This window comes from Campylobacteraceae bacterium, assembly GCA_013215945.1.
Lineage (GTDB): Bacteria > Campylobacterota > Campylobacteria > Campylobacterales > Arcobacteraceae > NORP36.
Genome location: JABSOM010000006.1, coordinates 156,422 through 182,773, shown reverse-complemented (window position 1 = coordinate 182,773; position 26,352 = coordinate 156,422). Strand labels below are relative to the sequence as shown.

Here is a 26,352-nt window from a genome sequence, read left to right as displayed (position 1 = left end):
AATTATGGTAAAAAATAAAATAACAATAATTACGGGTTCCGCATCTGGAATTGGCTTAAGTATAGCAAGAGTATTTGCAAAAAATGAAGCAAAAATTGTATTATCTGATATTAATGAAGAAGCATTAACTAAGGTTCATCAAGAATTTATTAATGCAGGATATGACGTTTTAGCAATACCTTGTGATATTTCTAAAGAAGAAGATATTAAAAACTTAATTAAACAAAGTATGAAACATTATGGACGTATTGATATTTTTATCTCAAATGCGGGGATTCAACATGTTGATAAAATAGAAGATTTTCCTACTTCTAAATATGAGTTTATGTTAAAACTAATGTTAGTGGGTCCTTTTATTGCGATAAAAGAGTTGTTCCCTATTATGAAAAAACAAGGTTTTGGAAGAATAATTAATATGGCTTCTATTAATGGCCTGGTTGGATTTGCTGGAAAAGCAGGATACAACTCTGCAAAACATGGTTTATTGGGGCTTACAAAAGTGGCAGCGTTAGAAGGTGCAGAAGATAATATTACGGTTAATTCAATTTGTCCTGGATATGTGGATACACCATTAGTAAGAAATCAATTAGCAGATATTGCCAAAAACAGGAATATGAGTGAAGAAGATGTTTTAGAAGAAGTCATTTTAAAACTGGTTCCTCAAAAGAAATTATTAAGCTGTGATGAAATTGCCAATTACGCCATGTTTATAGCAAGCGAACATGGAAGATCAATTACAGGACAAGCTTTAGTAATGGATGGTGGATATACGATTCAATAAAGAAGAATAAGGCAGCTTTTGTCTTATTTTTTGGGTAAAAAAAGTGTTTATAGCTAAATAAATCATTTTCTCTCAAACTGTCATAATAATATCATTTTTTCGTTTTATAATTAGAAGAAGAAAATCACAAATAAAATAATTTAGATTCTTTTATTTGTGATTTATTAGCTGTTTATTAAGGAAAACAATATGGAAAAACAAATACAAATACACCAAATTTCTGAATTTTTAAAAGATGGAATGACTATTGCAATTGGTGGTTTTATGGGCTGTGGTAATGCACATAATATCATTGACGAAATTTTAAAAAGCAATGTTAAAAATTTAACACTAATTGCTACAGATACTGCAAGAGATGGATATGGTATTGGACGTTTAATTGATGACAGAAGAATTACAAAACTGTTGGCTTCTCATATTGGTACGAATAAAGAAACACAAAAACAAGTTATTGAAGGCTTTATTGATTTAGAACTTGTACCTCAAGGAACCTTGGCTGAACGTATACGAGCGAGGGCTGCAGGACTTGGGGGAGTGTTAACACAAACAGGTTTAGGTACTGAAGTTGAAATTGGAAAAGAAGTAATTACAATTGATGGAAAAGATTATATTTTAGAATTACCAATTAAAATTGATCTGGCATTTATTTCAGCACAAAAAGCAGATGAAGCCGGGAACTTGGTATTTAATGGAGCAACTAGAAACTTTAATGTTCCAATGGCTGGAGCTGCAAAAGTAACAATTGCTGAGGTAGAAGAAATTGTTAAAAATGGCGAATTAGATCCCAATTTTATCCATACTCCATTTATTTACATTAATCATATTATAAAGGCCTAAAGATGGAAGCAAAACAAATAATAGCTGCACGTGTTGCACAAGAATTCAAAAATGGTGATTTTGTTAATTTAGGAATTGGACTACCTACTTTAGCAGTAGATTATATTTCAAAAGATATTCATATTAATCTTCATTCTGAAAATGGATTTGCTGGTGTTTGGGATAAAGCTAACGAAGAAACCTTAGATAAAGATGTTGTAGATGCAGGAGGTACGAATGTGGTGCTTCAAAAAGGGGGTATTTTCTTTGATTCTGTTACCTCTTTTGAAATCATCAGAGGAGGGCATTTGGATATGACAGTATTAGGAGCTCTTGAAGTAGATGAAGAAGGAAATCTTGCTAACTGGAAAATTCCTGGAAAACTATTACCTGGAATGGGAGGAGCAATGGATTTAGTCAATGGTGCTAAAAAAGTGATTATTTCTATGGTTCATACGGCACGTGGGAATCCTAAAATACTTAAAAAATGTACTCTTCCTTTAACAGGAAAAGCAGTAGTAGATATGATTATTACTGAAATGGGCGTTTTTGAGTTTATTAATAATAAACTTCATTTAACTGAATTAAGTAAGGGTGTTAGTTTAGAAGAAATTAAAGCATTAACCCCTGCTTCTTATGTTGTAGCGTTAAAAGACTAAGGAATAATATGAAAGTATATATAGTAGAAGCAAAACGATCTGCAATTGGAAGTTATTTAGGATCTTTAAAAGATTTAGATCCTGGACATTTAGCAGGTGAAGTAATAAAAGATCTTGTAAAAGATTTTGATAAAAACAGAGTAGATGAAGTGATTGTTGGGAATATTTTATCTGCTGGACATTCTCAAGGAATAGGAAGACAGGCTTCAATTTATGGAGGCCTTAGTGAATCTACTGTTGCTTATTCTTTAAATATGTTATGTGGTTCTGGAATGAAAGCGTTAATGACAGGTGTTTCTGAAATTAAAGCAGGTGAAAAAGATGTCATTATTGCAGGTGGGGTTGAATCTATGTCAAGCGCACCTTATTTACTTCCAGGAAAAGGAAGAAGTGGTTTAGGGCTTGGAAATGTAACTATGGTTGATTCTATGGTTAATGATGCTTTAATGGATGCTTTTGGTGGTTACCATATGGGTATTACTGCTGAAAATATTGCGGACAAATATTCTATATCAAGAGAAAAACAAGACGAATATGCAATTAATTCTCAAAAGAAAGCGATAAAAGCTGATGATGAGAATAAATTTAAAGATGAAATTACGCCTATTGTTATAAAAAACAGAAAAGGGGATACTATTTTTTCAAAAGATGAATATATAAATAGAAGAACCTCTTTGGAAAAATTATCAAGTTTAAGACCTGCTTTTAAAAAAGGTGGAAGTGTAACTGCTGGTAATGCTTCTGGAATAAATGATGGTGCTAGTTTTACTCTTCTTGCTTCTGAAAAAGCAGTTAAAGAATTAAATTTAAAACCATTAGTTGAAATTATTGCTCATACTCAAGTTGGAATCGATCCTAATGTGATGGGTTTAAGCCCTGCTTATGCTATTAAAGCTTTGCTTGAAAAAACGAAAATGACCTTTGAGGATATTGATATTATGGAAATTAATGAAGCTTTTGCTGCTCAAAGTTTGGGAGTTTTTGAAATGTTAAAAGAAACATGTCACTTAAGTGAGAAAGATATCAATGAAAAAATCAATGTAAATGGTTCTGGTATTGCATTAGGTCACCCAGTAGGTGCAAGTGGAAATAGAATTATTGTTTCATTGGTACATGAAATGTTAAAAAGAAAAAGTGAATATGGCATTGCTTCTTTATGTATAGGTGGAGGCTTAGGAACGGCTGTTTTATTAAAAAGAGTAAACTAATAGTATTATTAAATACTCTTTGATATAATTCTAAAATGTTAAAAAGGTATGTAATGAAAACAAAAAAGAAAAAATCTTTACGAGGCAACTTAACCTTTGAGGATGTTTTATTAGATACCCTTCCCAATCCTGTTTATTATAAAGATATGCAAGGAATGTTTATTCGTTGTAATACCTCTTTTGCTAAACTTCTTGGCACGAGTAAACAAAAAATCATAGGTAACTCTGCCTATGACTTTTTCCCTAAAACAGTAACTGACAGACATAAAATAATTGATAAAAATATTATGAGTACCTTAAAACCTTATGAAGATGAAGTCTATTTTATAAGCAATAAAGGTGAAATTTTATATTTTATTTTAAACAAAGCAGTCTCTTTGCATCCTAATGGAGAAGTGGCTGGTATTGTCTGTGTGATGAATGATATTACAGAAAGAATAAAAGAAAAAGAGTTTTTAATTCAACAAAGCAAGTTTGCTGAAATGGGAGAAATGATTGCTTCTATTGCTCATCAATGGAATGAACCTTTAGTAGAACTCTCTGCACAAATTCAAAGAATGCAGTTGTATTACAACATGGATAAAATCAATAAAGACAAAATGTCTGATTTTGTTAATGACTCTATGATTCAAATACAATATATGTCAGAAACCTTAAGTGATTTTAGAAACTTTTTAAAACCTTCTACACTAAAAAAAAGTTTTGGTATCAAAAAAGCCATACGTGATATTTTTGATATTGTAGGAAAACAGATTTTTTATTTTAATATTCAAGTCATTTTTGATTTTGAAGAAGTGAAAGATGAAATGTTTATTTATGGTTATGAAAATGAAATGAAACAAGTGTTATTGAATATTATTAACAATGCTAAAAACAAAATAGTTAAAGTCAATGAAAGCTCAGATTTTAAAGGAAAAATAAATATTCGTCTTTCTTTTTGTAATGATTATAATTTAATAGAAATAAAAGACAATGCGGGGGCTATTAATGAAGAGATAAAAGAACAGCTTTTTGAGCCTTTTTTTACTACCAATGTAAATGGTACAGGTTTTGGTTTATACATGGCAAAAATAATTATAGAAGATAAAATGCATGGGAAAATTACTGCGCATAATGACAAAAACAATGCAATTTTCACCATAAAAATTCCTAAAAGTAAAGAGAAATAACATGAAAATACTATTATTAGAAGATAACAAAACATTAAATGAAACCATTATTCTAAAATTTGAATTAAAAGGTTATCAAGTAGACTCTTTTATTGATGGAAAAGAAGCCTATTCTAATATCACAAATGGATATTCTTGTTTTATTTTAGATATTAATGTTCCTAATGTTAATGGTATTAAAATTCTTAAAAAAATAAGAGAATATTATGATGATGTTCCTGTTATTATTATTTCAGCAACCGTAGAATTAGATATTATTAAAGAATCCTATGATTTTGGTTGTAATGATTATTTAAAAAAACCTTTTTTTATCGATGAACTAGAAATTAAAGTAGATAAACTGTGTAATATTACTAAAAAAACAGTAGCTTTTGATAAAAATTGTTATTTTTCTTTTTCAGAGAGTTGTATTAGTATTGAAAATAAAAAAAGCCAATTGACACAAAAAGAGAATTTATTAATGAATTTATTTTTAAGAAATAAAAATGAAATTGTTTCTTATGAGAACATACAAAACTATGTTTGGGAAGGAAACTATGCTTCTTTGGATGCTATTAGAACACTGATTAAAAGATTAAGAAAAAAATTCGAAAAAACCTACATTCTTGCTTCTTCTAATCGAGGTTATATGTTTGAAGTAGAATAAATTAGGAATTTATTTAAATATTCCTAATATTTCTCTCATATTTTGTGTTGACACTTTTTTAATATTTAAGGCTTTTAATTGATTTCTTAAATATTCTACTTGTTTTTGATTACTTAAGGCTATATCTCCATTAGGAAGTTTTCTTGAGTTTTCGAAACCAATTCTATTATGCCCTCCTAAAACAGCAGCTGCTGATAAAGAAGGAATTTCCATTTCTCCAAAAGCACATAACATCCAATGTACATCTTTTTCTAAAGACAAGTCTTTTAAACTTTGTAAATACGGAATTAAATCTTTAGCATCACAGCGCTGATCTTTTGCATAACGTCCCAAGACAAATAAAATACTGTGTTTATTTCCTTGAATGATTTCTCGCTCCAAAAGATTCGCAAAACGTTTGACATCTTCAATCGAATATAAAATATGCTGAACCCCAATATTTTCTTCTCTTGCAAAAGAATAAAAATCTTTTGCAGCATGCAGTTCTTCTTTTGTATCATTTAAAATAAGCTCTCTAATTGCAACAGATGTTGCCTGTGGTTTTAACTCTTTTATTAAGGATATCATTTCATTTGCTTTATACATTCCAACTGCTTCTGTAGTAGCTTGTATGATAAAATCTTTTGAACAAAGTTTTTTTATAGCTTTTGTTGTATCTTGATATTTTTTTACATCTAAAATATGTTTGAAATTATCGGCTCTTACATGTAAATGTATTGCTTGCGCTCCTGCTTGTTCACATTCATAAGCCGTATTTGCAATATGCTCTTCTTTTAAGGGTAAAGCTTCATGTTCATCTTGTAATAACCTTGCCCCATTAGGTGCTACCATTATTCCTGCATTCATACTAAACCTTTTTCTTCTAAACTTTGATTAATTGCTTTTTCTAAAATATCAACGAGTTCTAAAACTTGTTCTTTATTAATTATAAAAGGAGGTGCTAATAAAATGTGGTCACCTTCTTTTCCAAAGTTAGTTCCACCCATTGGATAACAAAGTAATCCTAAGTTTTTTGCTGTTGATTTTATATGTGCAAAAAGTTTATGTTTGGGATCAAAACATTCTTTTGTTTTTCTGTTTTTTACAAGCTCTAAACCAATAAATAAACCTCTTCCTCTGATATCTCCTACATGCTTGTGATTAAAAAATCTTTTTTCTAAGGTGCTTTTTAAATAATGCCCCATTTTTTGAACATTTTCTAATAAATTTTCATTCTCAAATTCTTTTAAAACAGCAATTCCTGCAGCACAAGCTGTTGCATGTGCAATATAAGTATGTCCATGAGAAAAATCTCCAGAACCTTCTTCAATAGCTTTACAAATTTTTTTAGAAATTAAACAAGCAGCTAAGGGCTGATAACCAGCACCAATTCCTTTAGCAATAGTAATTAAATCTGGTTTGACATGGGTATATTCACTTGCAAATAAATATCCCGTTCTTCCTGTTCCACACATGATTTCATCAAATACAAGTAATACTCCATATTTATCGCAGATTTCTCTTACTCTTTTATAATAAGACAGAGGTGCTTCAACAGCACCTAGGGTTGAACCAACTAAAGGTTCAAAAATAAATGCGGATACAGTATGGGCTCCTAATTCTAAGATTTTTTCTTCTAATAAATTAGCAGCTCTCAAACCATATTCGCTCAAACTTTCATTGTCTTTTTTAAGTCTGTAAGCATAAACGGGGTCAATATGGTGCATACATGTAGGCAGATATGGTAGAAAAGCTTCTTTTCTTTTTATATTTCCACCTGTTGCTAAAGTGGCCAGCGTATTTCCATGATAACTTTGTAAGCGCGCAATAATATTTTTACGCTGTGGTTCCTTATTTTCAAGATGATACTGTCTTACTAGTTTTAAAGCCGTTTCAACTGCTTCAGAACCTCCCGTTAAAAAATAAACCTTATCAAAATTATCAGGAGCTCTAGAGATAAGCATTTGTGCTAATTCTTCTGCTGGTTTAGACGTCATAAAAGAAGTATGTGCATAAGGTAAAGCATCTAACTGTTTTATTATGGCATCTTTAATATTTTGATTGCTATGTCCTAAACAAGATACGGCGGCACCTGAGGAACCATCTAAGTATCTTTTCCCATTTTCATCAATGAGATAAATACCATCACCTTTTACAGCAACAGGAAGATCTGCTTTTAAACTTCTTTGTAAAATATATTTTGAACTCATGTTTTATCCTTAACGTAATAAAATAATCTTATTTCCTGTATGGAAATAGTGTTCTTTTATTGTATTTTCAATGTTTTGTGTATTTTTGCTTATCAAAGCATCTGCAATTAATTGATGTCTTTGTTTTATTTCTTCTCTTGAATATAATTTTGAAAGATTTTTTGAAAAAAGTAAATGAGACTTTTTATTTAGTTTTTCCAATTCATTTAATAAAAGAAGATTTTTAGCGTACTTTAAATAATGTTTATGAAAAAGAGTTCCAATACCAGCAATATCTTTTTCACTGTTGGTATTTTTACTCATCTTTATTACATAAGCATTTAATAAATCATAATCTTTTTTAGTTGCATGTGTAATAAAAGAGGTTGCTAAAAAACCTTCTATTATTCCTTTTGCTTCATAGGTATCAATAATATCTTGTTTATTAATTTCTTTTACAAATACACCTCTTTTTTCTATTTGCTCAAGAATTCCTAAACTTACCAAATGTGAAAAAGCTTCTCTTATTGGGGCTCTACTTACTTTTAACTTATTTGCTAGGTGGGTTTCTTTTATTTGATCTTTACTTTTGAATTCATTATTAAGTATGGCTTCAAAAATATAATCCACTATCATGTTTTTTAAATTGTCCTTTATTTTAAGGGACATAGTATTTCCTTTTGTCGACAATATATATATTATTGTCGACAATTTTAGGCTCTTTTTGCTTAAAAATACTTTAAATTAAAAATAATAATTAAATAGGATTTGTTGAGGACTTTAGTTTCCTAATAAAGGTAAGTATAGTAGGTAAAAAAAATAGAAAAAAAAAGCCTAGTTATAAAATAACTAGGCTTAGATTTATAAGAGAGAAAGATTAAAGGCTTTTATCCTCTGAACTCTCTTCTTTTTTCTTTTTTTTCTTTTTAGGAGAAGAAACCCATAATTTCTCAATATGGTTATAATGATCATCCAATCGTGAATGATTTTTCACGATTTTATCTTGATTGTTTTGAATACTGTCTCTATTTGAATCAATATTCTTTCGATTCTCATCAATTAATTCTTGCATTTTGTTCATCTTTTGTTCGTACTTATAAATAATTACATACATTGCAACTGCAATACCAACAAGTATAATCCACTCAATCATATTAAATCCTTCTTTTTAAGATTTTTGTTCTTCTTGTCTTTTTTTACGTTTTAGTTGCATCCATGCCATGAAGAATAAAAATGCAAAAACAGGAATTAAAACAATTTGTTTTGGTAATCTGTCTGTTTTAACTCTTACGGATTGAACAATCCATCCGCTATCAACACCAGCAGTTTTCATCGCTTGTACTTGTTTATTATGCCCTGGATTAACCATTGCTACTTCCATTGGTCCAAACATATTATCCAACATAAAACCAGTACCATCTAATCTTTCTTTTCCATTTTTACCTTCTGATAAAGGAAGTCCAAAAGTAAAAACTCTTTCATCTCCATCAATTGTTTCTCCTTTTACCGTGAATTCTAAAGTAGAACCAGCAGGCATAGTTCCCGCAATTTGGAAGATTTCAGACCCTGGTCTGTTTTCAAAAGGTGCTTGTACCTTGTCCCAAATATATCCTGGTCTAAACATTAAGAATGTTATTGCTAATAATAATAGTGTTTCCCACCATTTATTTCTAACCAACCAGAAGCCTTGAGTTGCTGCTGCAAAGAGCATCATTCCCACAATGGCTGTAATTACTACTACAATAAAATCAAAAGTATTTTCAATCCCTATCATTAATAACTGTGTATTAAATATAAACATAAATGGTAATAAAGCAGTCCTTATATCATAAGTAAAACCTTGAATACCTGTTTTAATTGGATCTCCACCTGATATGGCTGCGGCTGCAAAGGCGGCAAGCCCGACAGGTGGTGTATCATCGGCTAGAATACCAAAATAAAATACAAACATATGCGCTGCAATTAAAGGAATAGCAATATCATTAGCTGCTCCTAAACTTACAATTACAGGAGCCATTAAACTAGAAACTACAATATAGTTAGCAGTTGTAGGTAATCCCATTCCAAGAATAAGTGAAATGATTGCAGTTAATAATAAAATTAAGAAAATATTTCCGCCAGAAATAGTCTCTACTAATCCAATTACCACTTGTCCAACACCTGTTAAGGTAACTGTTCCAACAATAATTCCAGCAACTGCAGTAGCAACTCCAATCCCAATCATATTTTTAGCACCATTTACAAGACCTTCTTTAAGATCGTAAATACTCTCACCCATTCTTCCAAAAATAGTCTCTTCTTTTCTAAAAAAGTCCATTAATGGTTTTTGAGTAAGAACTATAAATATCATAAAAATAGATGCCCAAAATGCTGATAAATCGGGGCTTAGTCTTTCAACTGTTAATAACCAAACCAAAACAACAATAGGTAATAAATAATGGAAACCTGATTTAACAGTAAGTCCAACTTCCGGTAATTCAACAATATCATCATCTGTTAAATCAGGTACCTTAGATGATAAATACACCAACGTTACATAAGAAATTAGAATTAAAACTAAAATAGAAATAAAAGTATCATCACCCATAGTCATTTTAATAAATGCTATAACAGGAGGGAGCACATACATTAAAAAACTAATTATAATAATAACAGATAAAACACCAATCATTTTTGCTTTTTTAGTCATGAAATGTACTCTAGGTAAACCTTTCATATCCATCTTCATTGCTTCCAAATGCACAATATAAATAAGTGCGATATAAGAAATAATTGCAGGTAAAAAGGCATGTTTAATAATCTCTACAAAAGGAATTCCTACATATTCAACCATTAAAAAAGCGGCAGCTCCCATAATTGGAGGAGTTAATTGCCCGTTGGTCGAAGCAGCAACTTCAATAGCACCTGCTTTTTCAGCCGAAAACCCAACTTTTTTCATCAACGGAATAGTAAACGTTCCTGTTGTAACAACATTTGCAATTGAAGAACCAGAAATCATTCCCGTCATCGCAGAAGATACAACAGCAGCTTTAGCAGGTCCACCTTTAAAGTGACCCATTAATGAGAAAGCAACTCTAATAAAATAATTACCTGCTCCTGCTTGCTCTAAAAGTGCACCAAAAAGTACAAATAAGAAAACCATAGTGGCAGATACACCAATAGCAATACCAAAGGTACCTTCTGTTGTAATCCACATATGAGAAACAATTTTATTAATTGAAGCTCCACCATAATCGCCTAAACCAAAATATGCATAAACTAAAGCACAAAGCGCAACTATCATAAGAGGAGGGCCAAGTGATCTTCTTGCAGCTTCAAGTAATAACCCTAAACCAATAAGAGATGTAATTAAATCAAGTTGATTTGGAACTCCTAATCTCATTTCAAATACTTCTGAATTCCATACTTGATTGTAAATTAAATAAGAAACACATAATAATAATAATATTCCCATAATCCAGTCAGTAATAGGAACATAGTGTTTTGGAGAATTTTTTAATGGCAAATAACTCATATAAGCAAGAAAACCTGCAAACATTAAGTGAATTCTTTTAACAACATCGGCATTCATCCATGGTGTAAACTCTAATACCAAAGGGGATGAAACATATAGTTGGAATACAGACCATGCTAGCGCTAAATAAACAATAAAATTAGCTAAATTAGGGTTAGAGGGTGTTCTTCCTCCTGATTCTGATTCTGCTGCTATTTCTGCACCAGAAAGTTCAGGTTTTTTTTCTTCATTCATAAATACTCCTTATGAAAATGAATTTTTAAATCTCAAAGATGTGACAAATAAACGAAATGAATTTTAAAAATTAATTTTGTAAGGGAAATTTCTTTCCCTTACGTGTAAGTTTAATGAAAGCTGGGCTTACAGTAAACCTGCTTCTTTATAATATTTGATTGCGCCTCTATGTAAAGGAGCTGATAAACCATTTTTAATCATTGCTTCTTTAGTAAGATTAGTAAATGCTGGGTGAAGTTTTTTAAATGCTTCAAAGTTTTCAAATACTGCTTTAACTACATTATAAACAACTTTTTCAGAAATTTTTGAAGAAGTTACAAATGTTGCAGCCATTGAGAATGTATTAATATCATCAGGGTTTCCTCTGTACATTCCACCAGGAACAATATCTTTTCCATAGTAAGGATGAGCAGCAAGCATTTTCTCTAAATTTGGTCCTTCAAATGAAACTACTTTACTATCACAAGTAGTAGTTGCTTCTTTAATCGCTCCAGATGGATGTCCAACAACATAAATCATTGCATCAATTTTATTATCACAAAGTGCTTTTGATTGCTCAGATGCTTTTAATTCACCTGCTAATTTAAAGTCAGATTTTGTCCAACCATTTGCTTTCATTACAACTTCCATAGTACTTCTACTACCAGAACCAGGATTTCCAATATTAACTCTTTTACCTTTTAAATCAGCAAGTGTTTTAATTCCAGAATCAGCTCTTGCAATAACAGTAAAAGGCTCTGAATGTACAGAGAATACAGCTCTTAAGTTTTTATCTGCACCATTTGCTTTAAATTTATCACTACCATTGTATGCATGATATTGCCAATCCGCTTGTGCAACACCCATATCTAATTCGCCAGCTCTAATTGTATTCAAGTTATACGTTGACCCACCAGTTGATTCTACAGAACATCTAACCCCATGCTCTTTTTTACCTTTATTTACTAATCTACAAATTGATCCACCTAGTGGGTAATAAACACCAGTAACTCCACCAGTACCAATTGTTATAAATTCTGCCGCGAAAGCTGGAATTGATATTGCACCTGCTAAAACAATAGTTGCTAATTTTTTATTCATTATATCTCCTTTAATTTTAATGCTAATTTATATGTATTTCATAAATAACAAATAATCTATAAAATTATAATAGAAGTGGTTTTTTTTGAAAAACCGAACTTCTTTGCCTATAATTTTATATTTATTGCGCTAATTTTATAAATGTTTACGATAAAGATATCTTCATCTTATAAACTATCACCATTAACATTGATAAAGTATATAAATAAATAATGACATGATTATGACAAAGTAAGATTATTAAAAGAAAATAAAAATTATTAATTTAAATATAAAATTACAATGTAACATGATAATGTAAAGCTAATTTAAGTTATTAAAAAGAAGGATTCTTTCAATGCAATTGTCAGCTCCTCTTTATTGGAACTTAGCTAAGATACTTAAAAAATAAGGATGATAATGCAGCATTTAATTACTAGCTCTGATTTTACGAATGAAGAAATTTTAGACTTATTTGCAGAAGCCAAAATATTTAAAGATTTGACTACAAATAAGGCTCTTAGTGGAAAATTAATAGTAACTTTGTTTTTTGAAAACTCAACGCGTACGAGGTCTGCTTTTGAAATTGCTGCTAAACGATTAGGGGCGGATATTGTTTCTTTGGATATTGGAACTTCATCTGGTTCTAAGGGTGAAACTATTTTTGATACAGTTGCTAATATCAATGCTATGAAACCAGATGCTATTATAATTAGACATTCTGAATGTGGTTTACCTGCAACACTTGCACAACATGTCGATTGTCCTTTAATTAATGCAGGGGATGGGAAAAATGCCCACCCTACACAAGCTTTGTTAGATTTATTCACCATAATGGAACATTTTAATGATGATGTAAAAGGAAAACGTATAGCAATTGTAGGAGATGCTAGAACATCAAGAGTTGCAGGTTCGAATAAAATGCTTTTACCAAGATTTGGAATTGATGTTTGTTTTGTAGCTCCAGATTGTTTTAAACTTGAAGGAAATGATTTTAAACAATATGACAATTTAAGTGAAATTATTGATGATATTGATATTGTAATGAGTTTAAGAACACAGCTTGAAAGACACAATGAAATCTACTTTGCTTCCATTCAAGAATATGCAAAAGATTATTGTATTACTAAAGAAGTTTTTGGAGATCGAGACATTTTATTATTACATCCAGGTCCTGTAAATAGAAATGTAGATATTTCAGATGAAATGTTAAAAGATAAAAGAAATAAGATTCTTGAACAAGTTTCAAATGGTGTAGCTGTTAGAATGGCAATATTAAAAAAATTAATAAAGTAAATGATTAAAGAAAATCTTAAAAACAAACTTAATCACTATGGCTCATTAAAAGAGCCCTTTTTATTTATTAATTCATATGATTCTTCTATGAATGATTTTTTCTTACTAAAAGATCTTCCACAGGATGTAAATTTTGAAATGAATGTAAAAGTTTCTTCAAAAATAAATAAAAATATTCAAATAAAAAAAGAGCTGATCTCTTTTAAAGCCTATAAAAAAAAATTTGACACTATTCAAGAAGAAATAAAAAGTGGAAACTCCTATTTATTAAACTTAACCTGTAAAACAAAAATCAACTGTGATTTATCTTTAGTGCAAATATATGATTTAGCAAAAAGTAAATTTAAAATAAAATATAAAAATGAATTTGTGTGTTTTTCTCCTGAGCGTTTTATTGAAATTAAAAAAAATAAAATTTCTACCTATCCTATGAAAGGCACAATTGACGCCAATCTTCCTAATGCAAAAACAAGAATTTTGGGAGATTTAAAAGAAATGGCCGAACATACTATGGTTGTTGATTTATTACGAAATGATTTATCTATGGTTTCATCTAATGTAAGGGTAAATACCTTTAGATATATTGATAAAATAAATGCAGGAAATAAAGAACTTTTACAAATAAGCTCCAAAATTTCTGGAAACCTAGAAAGTTCATGGCGTAACAATATTGGAGACATCTTAGACAAACTTTTGCCTGCTGGTTCCATTACAGGTTGCCCTAAAATAAATACTGTTAAAATTTTAAAAAACGTAGAAGCTTATGAGCGTGGGTATTATACGGGTATATGTGGCGTTTTTGATGGAGAAAATTTAGACACTTTTATAATGATTCGATTTATAGAGAAATCAAAAGAAGATTTATTTTACAAAAGTGGTGGTGGAATTACTTGTGATTCTGATGTTTCTAGTGAATATAAAGAACTTGAAGATAAAATATATATCCCTGCTTAAGGAAAATAATGGAATATTTTGAGACAATTAAATGCGAAAATTTGGATGTATATAATTTACACTATCATGAAAAACGTATTATGAATGCTATATCAAGAAATTTTTCTTTAAGTGAATTTATTTATCCTCCTTCAAAAGAATTATTGAAATGTAAAGTAATCTACAATGAAGATGAAATTTTAAGTATAGAATTCTCACCTTATATAAAAAAAGAGATTAAACGTTTTAAATTTGTTCGTGATAATAAAATAGAGTATTCTAAAAAAATGTTAAACAGAGAAAAAATAAATCTTTTGTATCTACAAAAAGAAAATGCTGACGAAATTATTATTGTTAAAAATAATTTGATAAGTGATACTTCAATAGCGAATATAGCAATTTTTGATGGGGATATATGGTTAACACCTAAAATACCTTTATTAAAAGGAACTATGAGAGAAAAGTTACTGCAAAATGGTGAAATATTTGAAATAGACATTAGTGTAAAGATGTTTAAAAAAGCAAAAAAAGTAGCTTTACTTAATGCAATGATTGGTTTTGATGTACTTAAGACTTATTCGTGTTTATCATAAACTCTTGTTAATAATTCTTCCCACTTATTGTTACCTTTCCAATTAATTCTAACTTTTTTTCCAAAACTTTCATTTGAAAGTAAATAAGAAGCACTTTCATTAAAAGCAAACTTTGGACTTAATTTTTTTCGTATGGTCAAAGGAACAACTTTAAAACTTAAGTTATCCATAACCAAAGGAATGGCTTTTTTATGTTGTAAATACAAAAGAACCATATGATCTGTTTTTGCGCCTTTTACTTTAACAACAGATAAATAGAGTTTTTTCTTTGGAATTCCTAATTCAATGAGTGAAAAGTATTTTGCAATAACATAATCTTCACAATCTCCTTTTCCTTGAATTAAAAATTCTTTTCTTGTTGCCCAATGATCGCCAATTTTATATTGTGTTTGGTCTAAAACGGGCATAATCTTATTGTAAAAAGCATTAATATGAGAGAGTTTGCGTATTGTTGAATAATCTTTTATTTTTTCTTTTAATTCATTGTACATAAGGATACGTTTTAATGCAGCTTTTTTTTGGGGTAAGTGTTTTATTGTTTCCACATCTTTTTTTGTAAAACTTAAACGATTAGCCTCTAAAACATTAAAAAGCAAAATTAATGATAAAATTAGTTGTTTCATAAGTTAGTTTAGCATAAAATTGTACTTTAAAGAAATAAATATGAAAAAAATATGGAGTAAGAATATGATAAATAATATATTAAAAGATGAAGAATATAAACACTTAATTTTAAAACAAAGCAAAGAAACAATTGAATTATTAATGGCAAAAAACGTTGAGTTCGCAGTTACAGCAAATTTAAAAGGTTTGCATTTTGAACCAGACTTACCTAAAAGTATTAAATCCAAGTTGGCTAATTTCTCACTATTTGTTTTAAGTAATTATACTTATACTACAATATCCTTAAGCGATACGACTATGACTTTTGAAGCTGGTTTTGGGGCTGAAAACTTTGCTACAATAGTAAGTGTTCCTTATATTTCGATTTTTCAAATCGTTATTGATGAATCAATTATTTTCATAAATACGCTTGCAACTATGGATGATTTACAAGAACAAAATAACTTTCATGACAAATCTATGAATGTGTTTAAAAACAACCCATCTAATAAAGATTTATTGGATTAATGCAAAAAGAATTTAAAAAAGCTTTTGAGGTCTCTATTCCCGTAATGATGGGATATTTGGTTTTAGGCTTTGCATTTGGTCTTTTATTGGTTTCTATGTCCTATGATTGGTATTTAGCACCCCTTATGTCTGTATTTATTTATGCAGGAGCTTTACAATTTGTTGCCATTGGTTTTTTTAATGCAAAAATGGGGTTTATTGATATTGCTATTGCTTCTTTATTCATTAATATAAGACAGAGTTTTTATGGTTTGTCTTTATTAAAACGTTTTAAAGATACTAAACCCTTTAAAAACTATTTAATTTTTGCATTAACAGATGAAACCTATGGTTTATTAACAAGTATAAAAGAGGATAAAACCTTATCCAAAAAACATTTTTATTTTTATTTAGCCGCGCTTAATCAATCCTATTGGATATTTGGTACACTTCTTGGTTCAATTATTGGTCTAAATATTCATTTTAATACAGCAGGTTTGGAATTTTCTCTAACCGCCTTATTTGTTGTTTTATGTTTGGAACAATATAAAAATTTAAGAAATATTTACCCTTTTCTTATTGGTGGGAGTTCTGCTTTATTTTCTTTATGTTTTGTAAGCAGTGATAAAATGTTAATTGCTTCTATTGTGATTTCAATAATATCTCTCTTAGTATTAAAATCTAGGGTGATTAATGAACAATAATGAGATATATATAGCCATAGTTATTATGGCACTTGTTAATTATGCGACAAGATTATTTCCTTTTTTATTTTTTAGAAAAAAAGAACTGCCGGCATTTTTGGTTTATATTGAAAAGTACTTTCCTGCTGTTATTATGACTATACTTGTATTATATACGCTAAAAGACATCTCTTTTGTTACTGTTCCTTATGGGTTTAAAGAAATAAGCGGAATTGTTTTTACTGGACTTTTACATATATTTTTAAGAAACTATTTAGTGTCTATTTTTCTAGGAACACTGTTTTATATGATACTCATACAATATTTTTAAAGAAAGAAATAATAGAAATTCTTAGCTTTGATAACAACTCTTTTTAATAACATAAATCTTTTTTTAGATGCAAGTTTACTGACAGCATTCAATGTTAGAATATTTTTGTAAATTAAAGGAGTTATTATGAATGTGAAAAATGTTATTGCAAGTACTCTTGCAAGCGTTGTTTTTTTTGCACCCTTAAGTGCAAAAGAATTAGAGAACAAGTTAGTAGTTATTACGTCTTTTCCTAAAGATTTAACAAAATCTTTTAAAAAAGCCTTTGAAAAAAAATACCCCAATGTTAAAGTGGAGATGTTAAAGAAAAAAACCACAGCAGGTATTAAATACATCCAAGAAACAAAAAAGAATAATAAAGCAGATATTTATTGGGTCTCTGCTCCAGATGCTTTTGAAGTATTAAAAGACGATGATTTGTTGCAAGTGTATAAATCAGTGACAAAAGGAATTCCTGAAACAATTGGATCTTATCCTTTAAGTGATCCCGATGGTTTTTATTCAGGAGTAGCAGCTGCTGGATACGGAATTATGTGGAATAATAGATATTTAAAAGCTAAAAAATTACCAGCGCCACAACAGTGGAAAGATTTATCCAAAGCAATATATTATAGACATATAGGTATGTCCGCACCTTCTCGTTCAGGTACTACGCATTTAACTGTTGAAACCATGCTTCAAAGTGATGAAGGTTGGAAAGGTGGTTGGAGAAATATTAAACGAATGGCTGGAAACTTTAAAACAGTAACAGAGAGAAGTTTTGGTGTTCCAGATGGGGTTAATACTGGTTCTTTTGGTATAGGAATTGTGATTGACTTTTTTGGTTTAAGCTCAAAAGCAAGTGGTTTCCCCGTTGATTTTACCTACCCTAGATATACAGCTGTTGTTCCTGCAAATGTTGGAATTATTGCCAATGCACCTCATGTAAACACGGCACGTGCTTTTGTAGATTTTTTAAGATCAAGCGAAGGTCAAAGTATTTTATTGGAACCAAAGATTTCCAGATTACCTATTAATCCAGATGCATATAAAAATGCGCCTGCAAATTTTCCTAATCCTTTTAAAGACTCTAGTATTGGGCAAGATATTAATTTTGATGTAAAATTATCAAAATCAAGATATAACCTAGTAAATGCTTTGTTTGATGTGATGATTACATATAGATTAGCAGATTTAAATGAAGCTACCAAAGCTTTACAAGAAGCTGAAAAACTATTAGCAAGTAATGGGAATGACAAAGCAAAAAAATTAATTGCAGATGCTTGGCTTTTAATAGATAAAACGCCAGTAAGCGAAGAATTGGCATTAAATGATGATTTTACAGCTATTTTTAAAACCAAACGTAAAAAAAGAACAGACAAAGTATTTGGAAGACAAGCTCAAGTTGAAGAAAAATGGGATCGAGAAGTAAAAGACAATTACCAACAAGCAAAAACCTTAGCTAATTTAGCTATTGATATTTTGAATTAGTCTTAATATGGCTAAGAACGGTACATTAGGTGAAAAAGGGTTATTTTTAATAATAGCCCTTTTTTTACTTGTTTTTTTAGTAGGACCTGTTGTACAGGTCTTTTATGTTGCATTTATTGATGTTAGCACAGGTAACTTAAGTCTTATTAATTTTGTGGACTTTTTTAATACCTCTTTATTTATGGAATCATTTTATAATTCTTTTTATGTGGCATCAATGTCTGTTGTTGTGGCTTCTATTATTGCACTACCTTTGGCGTATTATACTTCACGCTTTGATTTTAAAGGTAGTGTAATAATACAAAGCTTAGGATTTATTCCGTTAATTATGCCTCCTTTTGTAGGTGCCGTTGCAATGCAGCTGTTTTTTGGAGAAAATGGAAGTGTAAATTTATTTTTAGAAGATACTTTGGGATTTAAAATTCCTTTTATGGATGGTTTAAATGGAGTAATATTTGTACAAAGTATTCATTATTTTCCTTTTATATTATTAAATCTTTCTGCTGCATTAAATAATATTGATAGAAGTATGGAAGAATCAGCTCAAAACTTAGGATCTTCTGGTTTTGGTTTATTTAGAAAAATTGTATTTCCTTTAGCAATGCCTGGTTATATAGCAGGGGCTGTTTTAGTATTTATAAAAGTATTTGATGATTTAGGAACTCCTTTGTTATTAAATGTAAATAATATGCTTGCACCTCAGGCGTATTTACGAATTTCTTCTATTGGTATTGATGATCCTATGGGATATGTTATTGCTGTTGTATTAGTTGTATTTTCTTTGGGGGCGCTGGGAATTGCAGGCTGGGCCTTAAAAGGAAAAGATTATTCAACCACACAAAAAGGTGGGGGTGGTCTTAATAAAAGGAAAATGACAACAATGGAAGCCATTGGTGCCTATAGTATTGTTATTTTTACTTTGTTGATTGTTTTATCACCTCATTTTGCTTTGACTTTATTATCTTTTGCAACAATTTGGTCTTATAGTATTTTTCCAGATGCGTATACAACTGCACATTATGCAGAAGTATTTACAGAAACACCTGAGTTTATTACCAATACACTTATTTATGCTTCAGGCGCAGCCATTATGGATATTATTTTAGGCGTTAGTATTGCTTATTTAGTAATACGAAGTAAAATAAAGATTAGAAAAACTCTGGATTACGTAGCTATGTCAGCCCTAGCAGTTCCTGGTTTGGTTCTAGCTATTGGTTATTTAAGAACGTTCTCAGATGTGGAATTACCAAATGGACAAATGTTAGCTTCTTGGTGGTTAATGTTAGTGATTGCTTTAGCTGTAAGAAGATTACCTTATGCACTTAGAGCTTGTACTGCTGCCATGCAGCAAGTTTCTGTTTCTTTAGAAGAAGCCAGTGAAAATCTTGGTGCTTCAAAATTTAAAACCATGAGAAAAATTACTATTCCTTTAATGGCAGGAGGAATTTTAGCTGGTTTTGTCACCAGTTTTGCAACCGCTGCTGTTGAATTATCAGCAACGATTATGTTGATTTCATCCGAATCAGATGCCCCTTTAGCTTATGGTATTTATATTTTTATGCAAAGTGCATCGGGAAGAGGTGCCGGAGCAGCTTTAGGAATTATTGCTGTTGTTATTGTAGCTCTTGGAACGTATATATCGTATAGATTTATGGAAAATAGTAGAAAACAAAGAGAAGTGGAGAGTAAAGATGAGTAAACATGGAATTTCACTAAAAAATATTGAATTGTCTTTTGGTTCAGTAAAGGTTATTAAAAATGTCAGCATAGAGATAAAGCATGGAGAGTTTTTTACTTTTTTAGGCCCCTCTGGGTGTGGTAAGTCCACTTTATTACGACTAATAGCTGGTTTTGAGCACTGCCAAAAAGGTCAAATACTCATAGAGGGGAAAGATATTACCAATCTTCCTCCTTGGAAAAGAAAAGTAGGAATGGTTTTTCAATCCTATGCATTGTGGCCACATATGACTATTAGACAAAATATTGAGTTTGGATTAAAAGAGCAAAAAATGCCGCAAAAAGAAGTAAATTATAAAGTTGACAAAGTTTTAGAATTGGTTTCATTAACAGAGTTTGCTTCAAGGTATCCCAATCAATTATCTGGAGGTCAACAACAAAGAGTTGCACTAGCTAGAACAGTAGTTACTGAGCCTAAAGTTTTACTTTTAGATGAACCCTTATCCAATCTTGATGCTTCATTAAGAGTTGAAATGAGGCAAGAATTACTTTCTTTACAAAGAGAATTAAATCTAACAACTATTTTTGTAACCCATGACCAAGAAGAAGCCAATACGACTTCTGATAGAATAGCTTTGCTTAAAGCAGGAATTGTTCAGCAAATAGATACGCCTAATAATCTTTATGATACCCCTAAAAACTTATTTGTTGCTAACTTTATTGGTTCTGCTAATATTTTAAAAGGAAATGTTGTTAAAGAAAATGGTGAGTGTATTTTTATTACTTCTGATAATTTTAAGATTCCTGTAAAAACAGACATTCTTGGGAAGTGCAGCATCCTTTTACGTCCGCATACGCTTGTAGTAAGTACGAAAGAGGATTGTCATTTAGAAGGAAAAGTAATAAATAAAGAATTTTTAGGAAATATGGTTCGATATTTTGTAAAAGTCTTAAACAATGAATTAATTATTGACTCAATTCATTTTAAATCGAGTGTATTGTTAGATATAGGAAAACTTATTTATATTAAAACAAATGAAAATGAAAATTATATTTTAAAAAACGAATAAAATTTTACCTAAGATAAAATCTTAGGTAAAACAAGGAAATAGAATGTTAGAAACGAATATATATTTAATCAGACATGGACAAACCAAATGGAACCTTGAAAAAAGATGGCAGGGTTCTTTAAATGCAGACTTAACACAAGAGGGTATATCTCAAGCGCATAAAGCAAAAGATTTGATGCAAGAAATTACACTTCATAAAGCTTATGTGAGTCCTTTGAAACGAACAATAGATACTATTGCCATTATTTTAAAAGAATCTAACTTAGAAGCTATTTGTGTAGAGGGATTAAAAGAGATATCTTTAGGTGTTTGGGAAGGTAAAACGCAAGATGAGATCAAAAAAAATGATGCAGTACAAACTCATAACTTTTGGAATGAATCTCATTTATTTGATGTGATCGGGGCGGAAAGTTTTTTAGAAGTACAAGAACGTATGATAAAAGCTTTGGAAAATATTTTTGAGAATAATCAAGGAAAAAATATTGTTGTTGTTTCTCATTGGGTGGCAATTAAAGTGGCACTGGCACACTATTTAGAAAAAGACTTAAGCGAATTATCAAGTATCGCTGATCCCCAAAATGCACAAATACTGCGTTTCCAAAAAATAGGAGAGAAGGTTAGTATTCTTTAAGTATTAAAGAGTTCTTCTTTCTTAAATTCAATAATAACACAAAACTCATTTTCTGTATTTTCTAGCGATACCTTAGCTTTATGTAGTTCTACAATTTGAGCTACAATATTTAATCCTAAACCCGTACCTTGAGTATTACAATCTAATCGTACAAAACGCTCAAAAACATTTTTATGATGTATTTCTTCAATACCTTCTCCTTTATCCTTCATAATTAAATAGACACAATCTTTTGATTCTTTTATTTCAAAAGTAATTAAATCTTCTCCTAAAGCATTTTTAGCATATTTTAATGAATTATTAATTACATTACTAACTAAGGCTTCTATTAAAATAACATCACAATTAATATTAATCTCTTTTCTTGAATAAATAAATTCAAATTCAAAATTATTATCGTAAATTGTTGGCACAATTTTCTCAAATATGTCTTGGCATAAAGATACAAGATTAACAGTTCTAAAATGTTCTTTATTAAAAGCACCAGGATTGGTTTTAGCATAAAATAAAAGCTGATTAACAGTATGCGCCATGCTATCGATTAATTTTATTTTTTTATAGTAGTTTTTATCTACTTTTTTATCATTGAGTTGTACAAAAGCTTTTAACTCAGCAAGTGGTGTTCTTAATTGATGAGAAACGTCAGCATTAAAACGTTCCATATAAGAAATATTGCCTTTGATTCTTTGTAATAAAGCATTAATACCATCAATCATTATTTGTACTTCATTTGGTACTTTTACATGGATGGGATTTAGATCATGTGCATCCCTTGATTGTAATGTTTTTTGTAAACTGTATAAAGGGGAAAGGGCATTTTTAACTCCCCACTTTGAAATAACAGTTGCTGTAATAATGATAATAAGAGAAATGAAGATTACAAGTAATAATATCTCCCTTAATACTTCTTCTCTATTGTCTAAGGTTACAGCTAATTTAATGGTTGCATTATAAATAGAGTCTTTTTGCAAGATTTGTGTTTTTAAATAAATAACTCTGACTTCTTTATCATAATAGTTTGCATAATAAAATTGTATTTCATTTTCTTTATTTAATGGATCTGGAATATTTTTAAAACCAGCAATTATTTTGCCATCTTCATTTTGAACACTATAAAAAGCATGTCCTTTATTGTTATTTTCAAGCATATCAATAGAAAAATAAGGCAGATTTACAATTAACTTATCGTATTCAACCAGCGTCTTTTCTTTAATACTTTTTGCGGCTGCTAAAAGATTGTGATCAAAAAAGGTATTTACTTTTTGCCCAAATAATAAATACACCAGAGCAAAAATAAGTATATTAATTAAAATCATGGGGATGATAAGACGAAGTATTAATCTGTTGTATATCGAGTTATTATTCATTGTAGAGAGGTTTTTTTAAAATATATCCCAAGCCCCTTATTGTTTTTAAATCTATAGAAGTATTTAATTTTTTACGTAAACGCGAAATATAGGTTTCTATAGCGGTTGGATTAAAATCTTCATCAAAAGAAGTAATATATTGAGCAAGATTGTTTTTTGAAATAATGTTATTCGCATTTTTTAATAAGTATTCTAAAATATCATTTTCTCTTTTACTTAAATTGACAATAATATTGTTTTTTCTGAGTGTTTTTGTAAATAAGTCGAAGTGCAAATCATTGTGTATAATGCTTTTTTCCACTTTTTTATTTTTTCGTCTTAATACAGCTTCTATCCTGGCTAATATTTCTTCAAATTCAAAAGGTTTACAAATGTAATCATCTGCTCCTGAGTGTAATCCCAATATTCTTTGATCCAATTTATCTCGAGCTGAAATAATAATAACTGGAATATCATTTTTCTCTTTTCGTAATTGCGTTAAAATATCAATGCCATCAAGTTTGGGAAGTCCTAAGTCAAGAATTAATAAATCATACACATGGTTCTTTAATGCATAAATACCTTCTTCTCCATCACTAAATACATCTACAATGTAATTGGCATGAGTAAGTATAGATTCAAGTGCATCTGCTAGGGTAAAATTGTCCTCAATAACTAGTATTTTCATAACTATACATTATCATAAAGTACTTAATAAAAGAGTGAAATAGGGTTTAGTAGAAGTATTTTGGCATAAAAAAAGCTTGAAGAAATCTTCAAGCTTTTTTTAATCAAGAAATTTTATTCTTTTCCTGCAAAAGGAAAAAGAGCAGAACCCCAAGTAAGACCAGAACCAAAAGCATCAAATAAAATAGTATGACCTGCTTTAATTTTACCTTGTTCATAAGCATAATTCATAGCCATAGGAATAGAAGCTGCTGATGTATTACCGTATCTATCAACAGTTACAACAGTTTGTTCTTCAGTAAGTTTTAAAGCAGTTCCAACAGCTTTAATAATTCTCATATTTGCCTGATGTGGTATAAAATGATTAATATCTTCATTAATTAAATTATGTTTTTTCATCATAACTTGAACATCAGAAGTCAGGGTTTTAACTGCAAGTTTAAAGGTTTCATTTCCCTTCATTTTAATGCAAGCCATTTTTTGATCCAAAACTTCTTGGCTGCATGGATGCAAACTTCCGCCACCAGGAGTTTTAATTAAATCACTATAATTACCATCACTGCAGCAGTTAACATCAATAATCGCTTCATCTTTATTAGACGTAGCACATATCATTGCAGCACCGGCACCATCTCCAAAAATAAAACAGGTTCCCCTGTCTGTATAATCTAAAATAGAAGTGTAGGTTTCAGCTCCAACTATAAGAACATTTTTTTTCATTCCAGCTTCAATAAATGCTTTTGCAATACTAAGAGCATATACAAAACCAGTACAAGCAGCTGAAATATCAAAAGCTTGAACAGGTGGTAAATCTAATTTTGATGCGATTAAACATGCTGTTGAAGGCATGCATAAATAATCAGGTGTCACAGTAGCACAAATAACCAAATCTATATCTTCTTTGTTTATGCCTGCTCTTTTAATAGCAACTTCTGCTGCTCTGTATCCTAAATCAGATGATGCTTCATTTTCTTCAGAGATTCTTCTTTCTCGGATTCCTGTTCTTTTGACAATCCATTCATCGGTGGTATCGATAATTTTTTCAAAATCTGCATTCGTCATTATTTTTGGTGGAATATAAGCACCAATAGACTTAAAAGCTGCATAAGCCATATATCTTCCTTAGTCTTTGTATTTTTTTAATCTGTCTTCAATATCTTGGTTGAGATTTGAACTAGCTGCATTAATTGCTTGAAAAATAGCATTTTTTATTGCTTTTGGATTGGATTTTCCATGGGCAATAATAACAGGAGCTTTAACCCCTAATAAAGGAGCTCCACCATATTCAGCATAATCAACTCTAACTTTTAAACTCTTAAATACTTTTCTCATTAAAACAGCACCAGCTATTGATATTAATGATCTTTTTAGATTCTTTTTAAGAATCAAACCAATAGTATCAGCAACACCTTCTGCTGTTTTTAATACAATATTTCCAATGAAACCATCACACACAACAACATCAACAGTACCTTTAAAGATATCAGCACCTTCAATATTACCAGCAAAATTTGGAAGCGCAGAAATTAGCTTGTAAGCTTCTTTTGTTGCTTCGTTCCCTTTTGATTCTTCTTCACCATTTGATAATAAACCAATAATTGGTTCATCAAGTTCTAGTACATCTTCTGCATATACTTGTCCCATAATAGCAAATTCTAAAAGGTTTTTTGCATCACAATCTACATTCGCACCAACATCTAAAACCAAAGTATTTTGATTTTCACTTGTTGGCATTAATGTAGCAATTGCGGGTCTAGTAACCCCTTTAATCCTACCTATTCGTAAAGTAGCTAAAGACATTGAAGCGCCTGAATGTCCTGCTGAAACAACAGCTGCTGCTTCATTATTTCTTACAAGTTCAATGGCTTTATAAATAGTTGATTCTTTTCTTTTTAATGCATCAGTTGCAGAATCAGACATAGATATTACATCTTTAGTATCAAGTATTTCTATTCTATTAAGGTATTTTTCGGGGATTAATCTTAGGAGTTGTTCTTCATCACCTACAGCAATAGCTGTAAATTTGTTGTTGTTTTTGAGTGCCGCTAAAAGTCCATCTACAATAGGCTCGGGACCAAAGTCCCCACCCATCGCATCAATTGCGATCTTTAACATTAGTTTTTGTATTCACCAGTGTTAGGGTTAACCGTATGAGGCATCTTCCAAGTTCCATCAGTATCTTTAACAGGTCTTTTTAATGTAATCTTGTAATGTGTTCTTCTTTTAGCCGCTCTGGAATGAGAGACTCGTCTTTTTGGTACTGCCATAATA

General features: G+C 30.2%; 28 protein-coding genes. 16 read left to right on the top strand and 12 right to left on the bottom strand.

The features are described from left to right. The first annotated feature begins 4 nt into the window (after nucleotides 1–4). From HRT41_08180 to HRT41_08155, 6 genes are all read left to right on the top strand, one after another. On the top strand, nucleotides 5–781 hold the full coding sequence (locus HRT41_08180) for a 3-hydroxybutyrate dehydrogenase (protein NQY24000.1): 777 nt from the start codon (nucleotides 5–7) through the stop codon (nucleotides 779–781). 189 nt (nucleotides 782–970) lie between these two features. Further along, a complete protein-coding gene (locus HRT41_08175; GenBank protein NQY23999.1) occupies nucleotides 971–1,618 on the top strand; it encodes a CoA transferase subunit A in 648 nt (215 codons plus the stop codon). A gap of 2 nt (nucleotides 1,619–1,620) precedes the next feature. Beyond that, on the top strand, nucleotides 1,621–2,256 hold the full coding sequence (locus tag HRT41_08170; GenBank protein ID NQY23998.1) for a 3-oxoacid CoA-transferase subunit B: 636 nt from the start codon (nucleotides 1,621–1,623) through the stop codon (nucleotides 2,254–2,256). Between the two features lie 8 nt (nucleotides 2,257–2,264). After that, nucleotides 2,265–3,464, top strand: a complete 1,200-nt coding sequence (locus tag HRT41_08165; GenBank protein NQY23997.1) for an acetyl-CoA C-acetyltransferase — start codon at nucleotides 2,265–2,267, stop codon at nucleotides 3,462–3,464. A gap of 53 nt (nucleotides 3,465–3,517) precedes the next feature. Next, nucleotides 3,518–4,633 carry a PAS domain-containing sensor histidine kinase gene (locus HRT41_08160; GenBank protein NQY23996.1) on the top strand — a complete coding sequence of 372 codons (1,116 nt, stop codon included), beginning with the start codon at nucleotides 3,518–3,520 and terminating at the stop codon, nucleotides 4,631–4,633. 1 nt (nucleotide 4,634) lies between these two features. Then, nucleotides 4,635–5,279 (top strand): response regulator transcription factor, encoded by a 645-nt coding sequence (locus tag HRT41_08155; GenBank protein ID NQY23995.1) that lies wholly within the window; start codon nucleotides 4,635–4,637, stop codon nucleotides 5,277–5,279. A 9-nt stretch (nucleotides 5,280–5,288) separates the two neighbouring features. Here HRT41_08155 and HRT41_08150 read toward each other — a convergent pair whose 3' ends face one another. The 6 genes from HRT41_08150 to HRT41_08125 all read right to left on the bottom strand — a co-directional run bounded on the left by HRT41_08150 (nucleotide 5,289) and on the right by HRT41_08125 (nucleotide 12,275). After that, nucleotides 5,289–6,125 (bottom strand): 3-keto-5-aminohexanoate cleavage protein, encoded by an 837-nt coding sequence (locus HRT41_08150; protein ID NQY23994.1) that lies wholly within the window; start codon nucleotides 6,123–6,125, stop codon nucleotides 5,289–5,291. Then, nucleotides 6,122–7,468 (bottom strand): aspartate aminotransferase family protein, encoded by a 1,347-nt coding sequence (locus tag HRT41_08145; protein ID NQY23993.1) that lies wholly within the window; start codon nucleotides 7,466–7,468, stop codon nucleotides 6,122–6,124. Before HRT41_08145 ends, HRT41_08150 begins: the two co-directional genes overlap by 4 nt. Nucleotides 7,469–7,477: 9 nt before the next feature. Next, nucleotides 7,478–8,116, bottom strand: coding sequence for a GntR family transcriptional regulator (locus HRT41_08140; protein NQY23992.1), 639 nt, complete (start codon nucleotides 8,114–8,116; stop codon nucleotides 7,478–7,480). Nucleotides 8,117–8,324: 208 nt separating this feature from the next. Then, nucleotides 8,325–8,600, bottom strand: coding sequence for a hypothetical protein (locus HRT41_08135; GenBank protein NQY23991.1), 276 nt, complete (start codon nucleotides 8,598–8,600; stop codon nucleotides 8,325–8,327). Nucleotides 8,601–8,615: 15 nt separating this feature from the next. Further along, entirely contained in the window at nucleotides 8,616–11,195 is a 2,580-nt protein-coding gene (locus HRT41_08130) for a TRAP transporter permease (GenBank protein ID NQY23990.1), read from the bottom strand. Nucleotides 11,196–11,321: 126 nt separating this feature from the next. Next, the gene (locus tag HRT41_08125) at nucleotides 11,322–12,275 is read right to left on the bottom strand and encodes a TAXI family TRAP transporter solute-binding subunit (GenBank protein ID NQY23989.1); all 954 of its coding nucleotides are present in this window, start codon (nucleotides 12,273–12,275) and stop codon (nucleotides 11,322–11,324) included. Nucleotides 12,276–12,674: 399 nt separating this feature from the next. Between HRT41_08125 and HRT41_08120 the strand changes: the two genes are divergently transcribed. The 3 genes from HRT41_08120 to HRT41_08110 are packed head-to-tail and all read left to right on the top strand — an operon-like array spanning nucleotide 12,675 to nucleotide 15,076. After that, on the top strand, nucleotides 12,675–13,550 hold the full coding sequence (locus tag HRT41_08120; protein ID NQY23988.1) for an aspartate carbamoyltransferase catalytic subunit: 876 nt from the start codon (nucleotides 12,675–12,677) through the stop codon (nucleotides 13,548–13,550). Continuing rightward, nucleotides 13,551–14,504 carry an aminodeoxychorismate synthase component I gene (locus HRT41_08115; GenBank protein ID NQY23987.1) on the top strand — a complete coding sequence of 318 codons (954 nt, stop codon included), beginning with the start codon at nucleotides 13,551–13,553 and terminating at the stop codon, nucleotides 14,502–14,504. 8 nt (nucleotides 14,505–14,512) lie between these two features. After that, nucleotides 14,513–15,076 carry an aminotransferase class IV gene (locus HRT41_08110; protein NQY23986.1) on the top strand — a complete coding sequence of 188 codons (564 nt, stop codon included), beginning with the start codon at nucleotides 14,513–14,515 and terminating at the stop codon, nucleotides 15,074–15,076. On the opposite strand, the gene HRT41_08105 is transcribed toward HRT41_08110, so the two are convergent. Next, entirely contained in the window at nucleotides 15,058–15,699 is a 642-nt protein-coding gene (locus HRT41_08105; GenBank protein ID NQY23985.1) for a transglutaminase-like cysteine peptidase, read from the bottom strand. The genes HRT41_08110 and HRT41_08105 overlap by 19 nt on opposite strands. A 64-nt stretch (nucleotides 15,700–15,763) precedes the next feature. Between HRT41_08105 and HRT41_08100 the strand changes: the two genes are divergently transcribed. From HRT41_08100 to HRT41_08070, 7 genes are all read left to right on the top strand, one after another. Then, nucleotides 15,764–16,207 (top strand): hypothetical protein, encoded by a 444-nt coding sequence (locus tag HRT41_08100; GenBank protein ID NQY23984.1) that lies wholly within the window; start codon nucleotides 15,764–15,766, stop codon nucleotides 16,205–16,207. Further along, nucleotides 16,207–16,890 (top strand): AzlC family ABC transporter permease, encoded by a 684-nt coding sequence (locus HRT41_08095; protein ID NQY23983.1) that lies wholly within the window; start codon nucleotides 16,207–16,209, stop codon nucleotides 16,888–16,890. The genes HRT41_08100 and HRT41_08095 overlap by 1 nt, the downstream gene beginning before the upstream one ends. Then, nucleotides 16,880–17,200 carry an AzlD domain-containing protein gene (locus HRT41_08090; protein ID NQY23982.1) on the top strand — a complete coding sequence of 107 codons (321 nt, stop codon included), beginning with the start codon at nucleotides 16,880–16,882 and terminating at the stop codon, nucleotides 17,198–17,200. The genes HRT41_08095 and HRT41_08090 overlap by 11 nt, the downstream gene beginning before the upstream one ends. A gap of 126 nt (nucleotides 17,201–17,326) precedes the next feature. Next, on the top strand, nucleotides 17,327–18,670 hold the full coding sequence (locus HRT41_08085) for an extracellular solute-binding protein (protein ID NQY23981.1): 1,344 nt from the start codon (nucleotides 17,327–17,329) through the stop codon (nucleotides 18,668–18,670). Between the two features lie 7 nt (nucleotides 18,671–18,677). Then, entirely contained in the window at nucleotides 18,678–20,369 is a 1,692-nt protein-coding gene (locus HRT41_08080; GenBank protein NQY23980.1) for an iron ABC transporter permease, read from the top strand. Continuing rightward, nucleotides 20,362–21,417: an ABC transporter ATP-binding protein gene (locus tag HRT41_08075; GenBank protein ID NQY23979.1), complete on the top strand. Its 1,056-nt coding sequence runs from the start codon at nucleotides 20,362–20,364 to the stop codon at nucleotides 21,415–21,417. The genes HRT41_08080 and HRT41_08075 overlap by 8 nt, the downstream gene beginning before the upstream one ends. A gap of 43 nt (nucleotides 21,418–21,460) precedes the next feature. Then, nucleotides 21,461–22,048 carry a histidine phosphatase family protein gene (locus tag HRT41_08070; protein ID NQY23978.1) on the top strand — a complete coding sequence of 196 codons (588 nt, stop codon included), beginning with the start codon at nucleotides 21,461–21,463 and terminating at the stop codon, nucleotides 22,046–22,048. On the opposite strand, the gene HRT41_08065 is transcribed toward HRT41_08070, so the two are convergent. The 5 genes from HRT41_08065 to rpmF all read right to left on the bottom strand — a co-directional run bounded on the left by HRT41_08065 (nucleotide 22,045) and on the right by rpmF (nucleotide 26,348). Continuing rightward, on the bottom strand, nucleotides 22,045–23,364 hold the full coding sequence (locus HRT41_08065; GenBank protein NQY23977.1) for a sensor histidine kinase: 1,320 nt from the start codon (nucleotides 23,362–23,364) through the stop codon (nucleotides 22,045–22,047). The genes HRT41_08070 and HRT41_08065 overlap by 4 nt on opposite strands. A 43-nt stretch (nucleotides 23,365–23,407) precedes the next feature. Further along, nucleotides 23,408–24,082, bottom strand: a complete 675-nt coding sequence (locus HRT41_08060) for a response regulator transcription factor (GenBank protein NQY23976.1) — start codon at nucleotides 24,080–24,082, stop codon at nucleotides 23,408–23,410. Between the two features lie 113 nt (nucleotides 24,083–24,195). Further along, the gene (locus tag HRT41_08055) at nucleotides 24,196–25,194 is read right to left on the bottom strand and encodes a ketoacyl-ACP synthase III (protein NQY23975.1); all 999 of its coding nucleotides are present in this window, start codon (nucleotides 25,192–25,194) and stop codon (nucleotides 24,196–24,198) included. Nucleotides 25,195–25,203: 9 nt separating this feature from the next. Next, a complete protein-coding gene (plsX, locus tag HRT41_08050; GenBank protein ID NQY23974.1) occupies nucleotides 25,204–26,196 on the bottom strand; it encodes a phosphate acyltransferase PlsX in 993 nt (330 codons plus the stop codon). Then, nucleotides 26,196–26,348: a 50S ribosomal protein L32 gene (gene rpmF / locus HRT41_08045; GenBank protein NQY23973.1), complete on the bottom strand. Its 153-nt coding sequence runs from the start codon at nucleotides 26,346–26,348 to the stop codon at nucleotides 26,196–26,198. Before rpmF ends, plsX begins: the two co-directional genes overlap by 1 nt. Nucleotides 26,349–26,352 lie beyond the last annotated feature (4 nt).

Bases quoted from the DNA above. Each gene is read 5' to 3' on its own strand.
- HRT41_08080 (NQY23980.1), top strand. From the start codon at position 18,678: ATGGCTAAGAACGGTACATTAGGTGAAAAAGGGTTATTTTTAATAATA.
- HRT41_08075 (NQY23979.1), top strand. From the start codon at position 20,362: ATGAGTAAACATGGAATTTCACTAAAAAATATTGAATTGTCTTTTGGT.
- HRT41_08085 (NQY23981.1), top strand. From the start codon at position 17,327: ATGAATGTGAAAAATGTTATTGCAAGTACTCTTGCAAGCGTTGTTTTT.
- HRT41_08060 (NQY23976.1), bottom strand. From the start codon at position 24,082: ATGAAAATACTAGTTATTGAGGACAATTTTACCCTAGCAGATGCACTT.
- HRT41_08180 (NQY24000.1), top strand. From the start codon at position 5: ATGGTAAAAAATAAAATAACAATAATTACGGGTTCCGCATCTGGAATT.
- HRT41_08170 (NQY23998.1), top strand. From the start codon at position 1,621: ATGGAAGCAAAACAAATAATAGCTGCACGTGTTGCACAAGAATTCAAA.
- HRT41_08135 (NQY23991.1), bottom strand. From the start codon at position 8,600: ATGATTGAGTGGATTATACTTGTTGGTATTGCAGTTGCAATGTATGTA.
- HRT41_08055 (NQY23975.1), bottom strand. From the start codon at position 25,194: ATGGCTTATGCAGCTTTTAAGTCTATTGGTGCTTATATTCCACCAAAA.
- HRT41_08140 (NQY23992.1), bottom strand. From the start codon at position 8,116: ATGTCCCTTAAAATAAAGGACAATTTAAAAAACATGATAGTGGATTAT.
- HRT41_08120 (NQY23988.1), top strand. From the start codon at position 12,675: ATGCAGCATTTAATTACTAGCTCTGATTTTACGAATGAAGAAATTTTA.
- HRT41_08105 (NQY23985.1), bottom strand. From the start codon at position 15,699: ATGAAACAACTAATTTTATCATTAATTTTGCTTTTTAATGTTTTAGAG.
- HRT41_08125 (NQY23989.1), bottom strand. From the start codon at position 12,275: ATGAATAAAAAATTAGCAACTATTGTTTTAGCAGGTGCAATATCAATT.
- HRT41_08165 (NQY23997.1), top strand. From the start codon at position 2,265: ATGAAAGTATATATAGTAGAAGCAAAACGATCTGCAATTGGAAGTTAT.
- HRT41_08175 (NQY23999.1), top strand. From the start codon at position 971: ATGGAAAAACAAATACAAATACACCAAATTTCTGAATTTTTAAAAGAT.
- HRT41_08115 (NQY23987.1), top strand. From the start codon at position 13,551: ATGATTAAAGAAAATCTTAAAAACAAACTTAATCACTATGGCTCATTA.
- HRT41_08155 (NQY23995.1), top strand. From the start codon at position 4,635: ATGAAAATACTATTATTAGAAGATAACAAAACATTAAATGAAACCATT.
- HRT41_08065 (NQY23977.1), bottom strand. From the start codon at position 23,364: ATGATTTTAATTAATATACTTATTTTTGCTCTGGTGTATTTATTATTT.
- HRT41_08160 (NQY23996.1), top strand. From the start codon at position 3,518: ATGAAAACAAAAAAGAAAAAATCTTTACGAGGCAACTTAACCTTTGAG.
- HRT41_08070 (NQY23978.1), top strand. From the start codon at position 21,461: ATGTTAGAAACGAATATATATTTAATCAGACATGGACAAACCAAATGG.
- HRT41_08150 (NQY23994.1), bottom strand. From the start codon at position 6,125: ATGAATGCAGGAATAATGGTAGCACCTAATGGGGCAAGGTTATTACAA.
- HRT41_08145 (NQY23993.1), bottom strand. From the start codon at position 7,468: ATGAGTTCAAAATATATTTTACAAAGAAGTTTAAAAGCAGATCTTCCT.
- HRT41_08130 (NQY23990.1), bottom strand. From the start codon at position 11,195: ATGAATGAAGAAAAAAAACCTGAACTTTCTGGTGCAGAAATAGCAGCA.
- plsX (NQY23974.1), bottom strand. From the start codon at position 26,196: ATGTTAAAGATCGCAATTGATGCGATGGGTGGGGACTTTGGTCCCGAG.
- HRT41_08095 (NQY23983.1), top strand. From the start codon at position 16,207: ATGCAAAAAGAATTTAAAAAAGCTTTTGAGGTCTCTATTCCCGTAATG.
- HRT41_08090 (NQY23982.1), top strand. From the start codon at position 16,880: ATGAACAATAATGAGATATATATAGCCATAGTTATTATGGCACTTGTT.
- HRT41_08110 (NQY23986.1), top strand. From the start codon at position 14,513: ATGGAATATTTTGAGACAATTAAATGCGAAAATTTGGATGTATATAAT.
- HRT41_08100 (NQY23984.1), top strand. From the start codon at position 15,764: ATGATAAATAATATATTAAAAGATGAAGAATATAAACACTTAATTTTA.
- rpmF (NQY23973.1), bottom strand. From the start codon at position 26,348: ATGGCAGTACCAAAAAGACGAGTCTCTCATTCCAGAGCGGCTAAAAGA.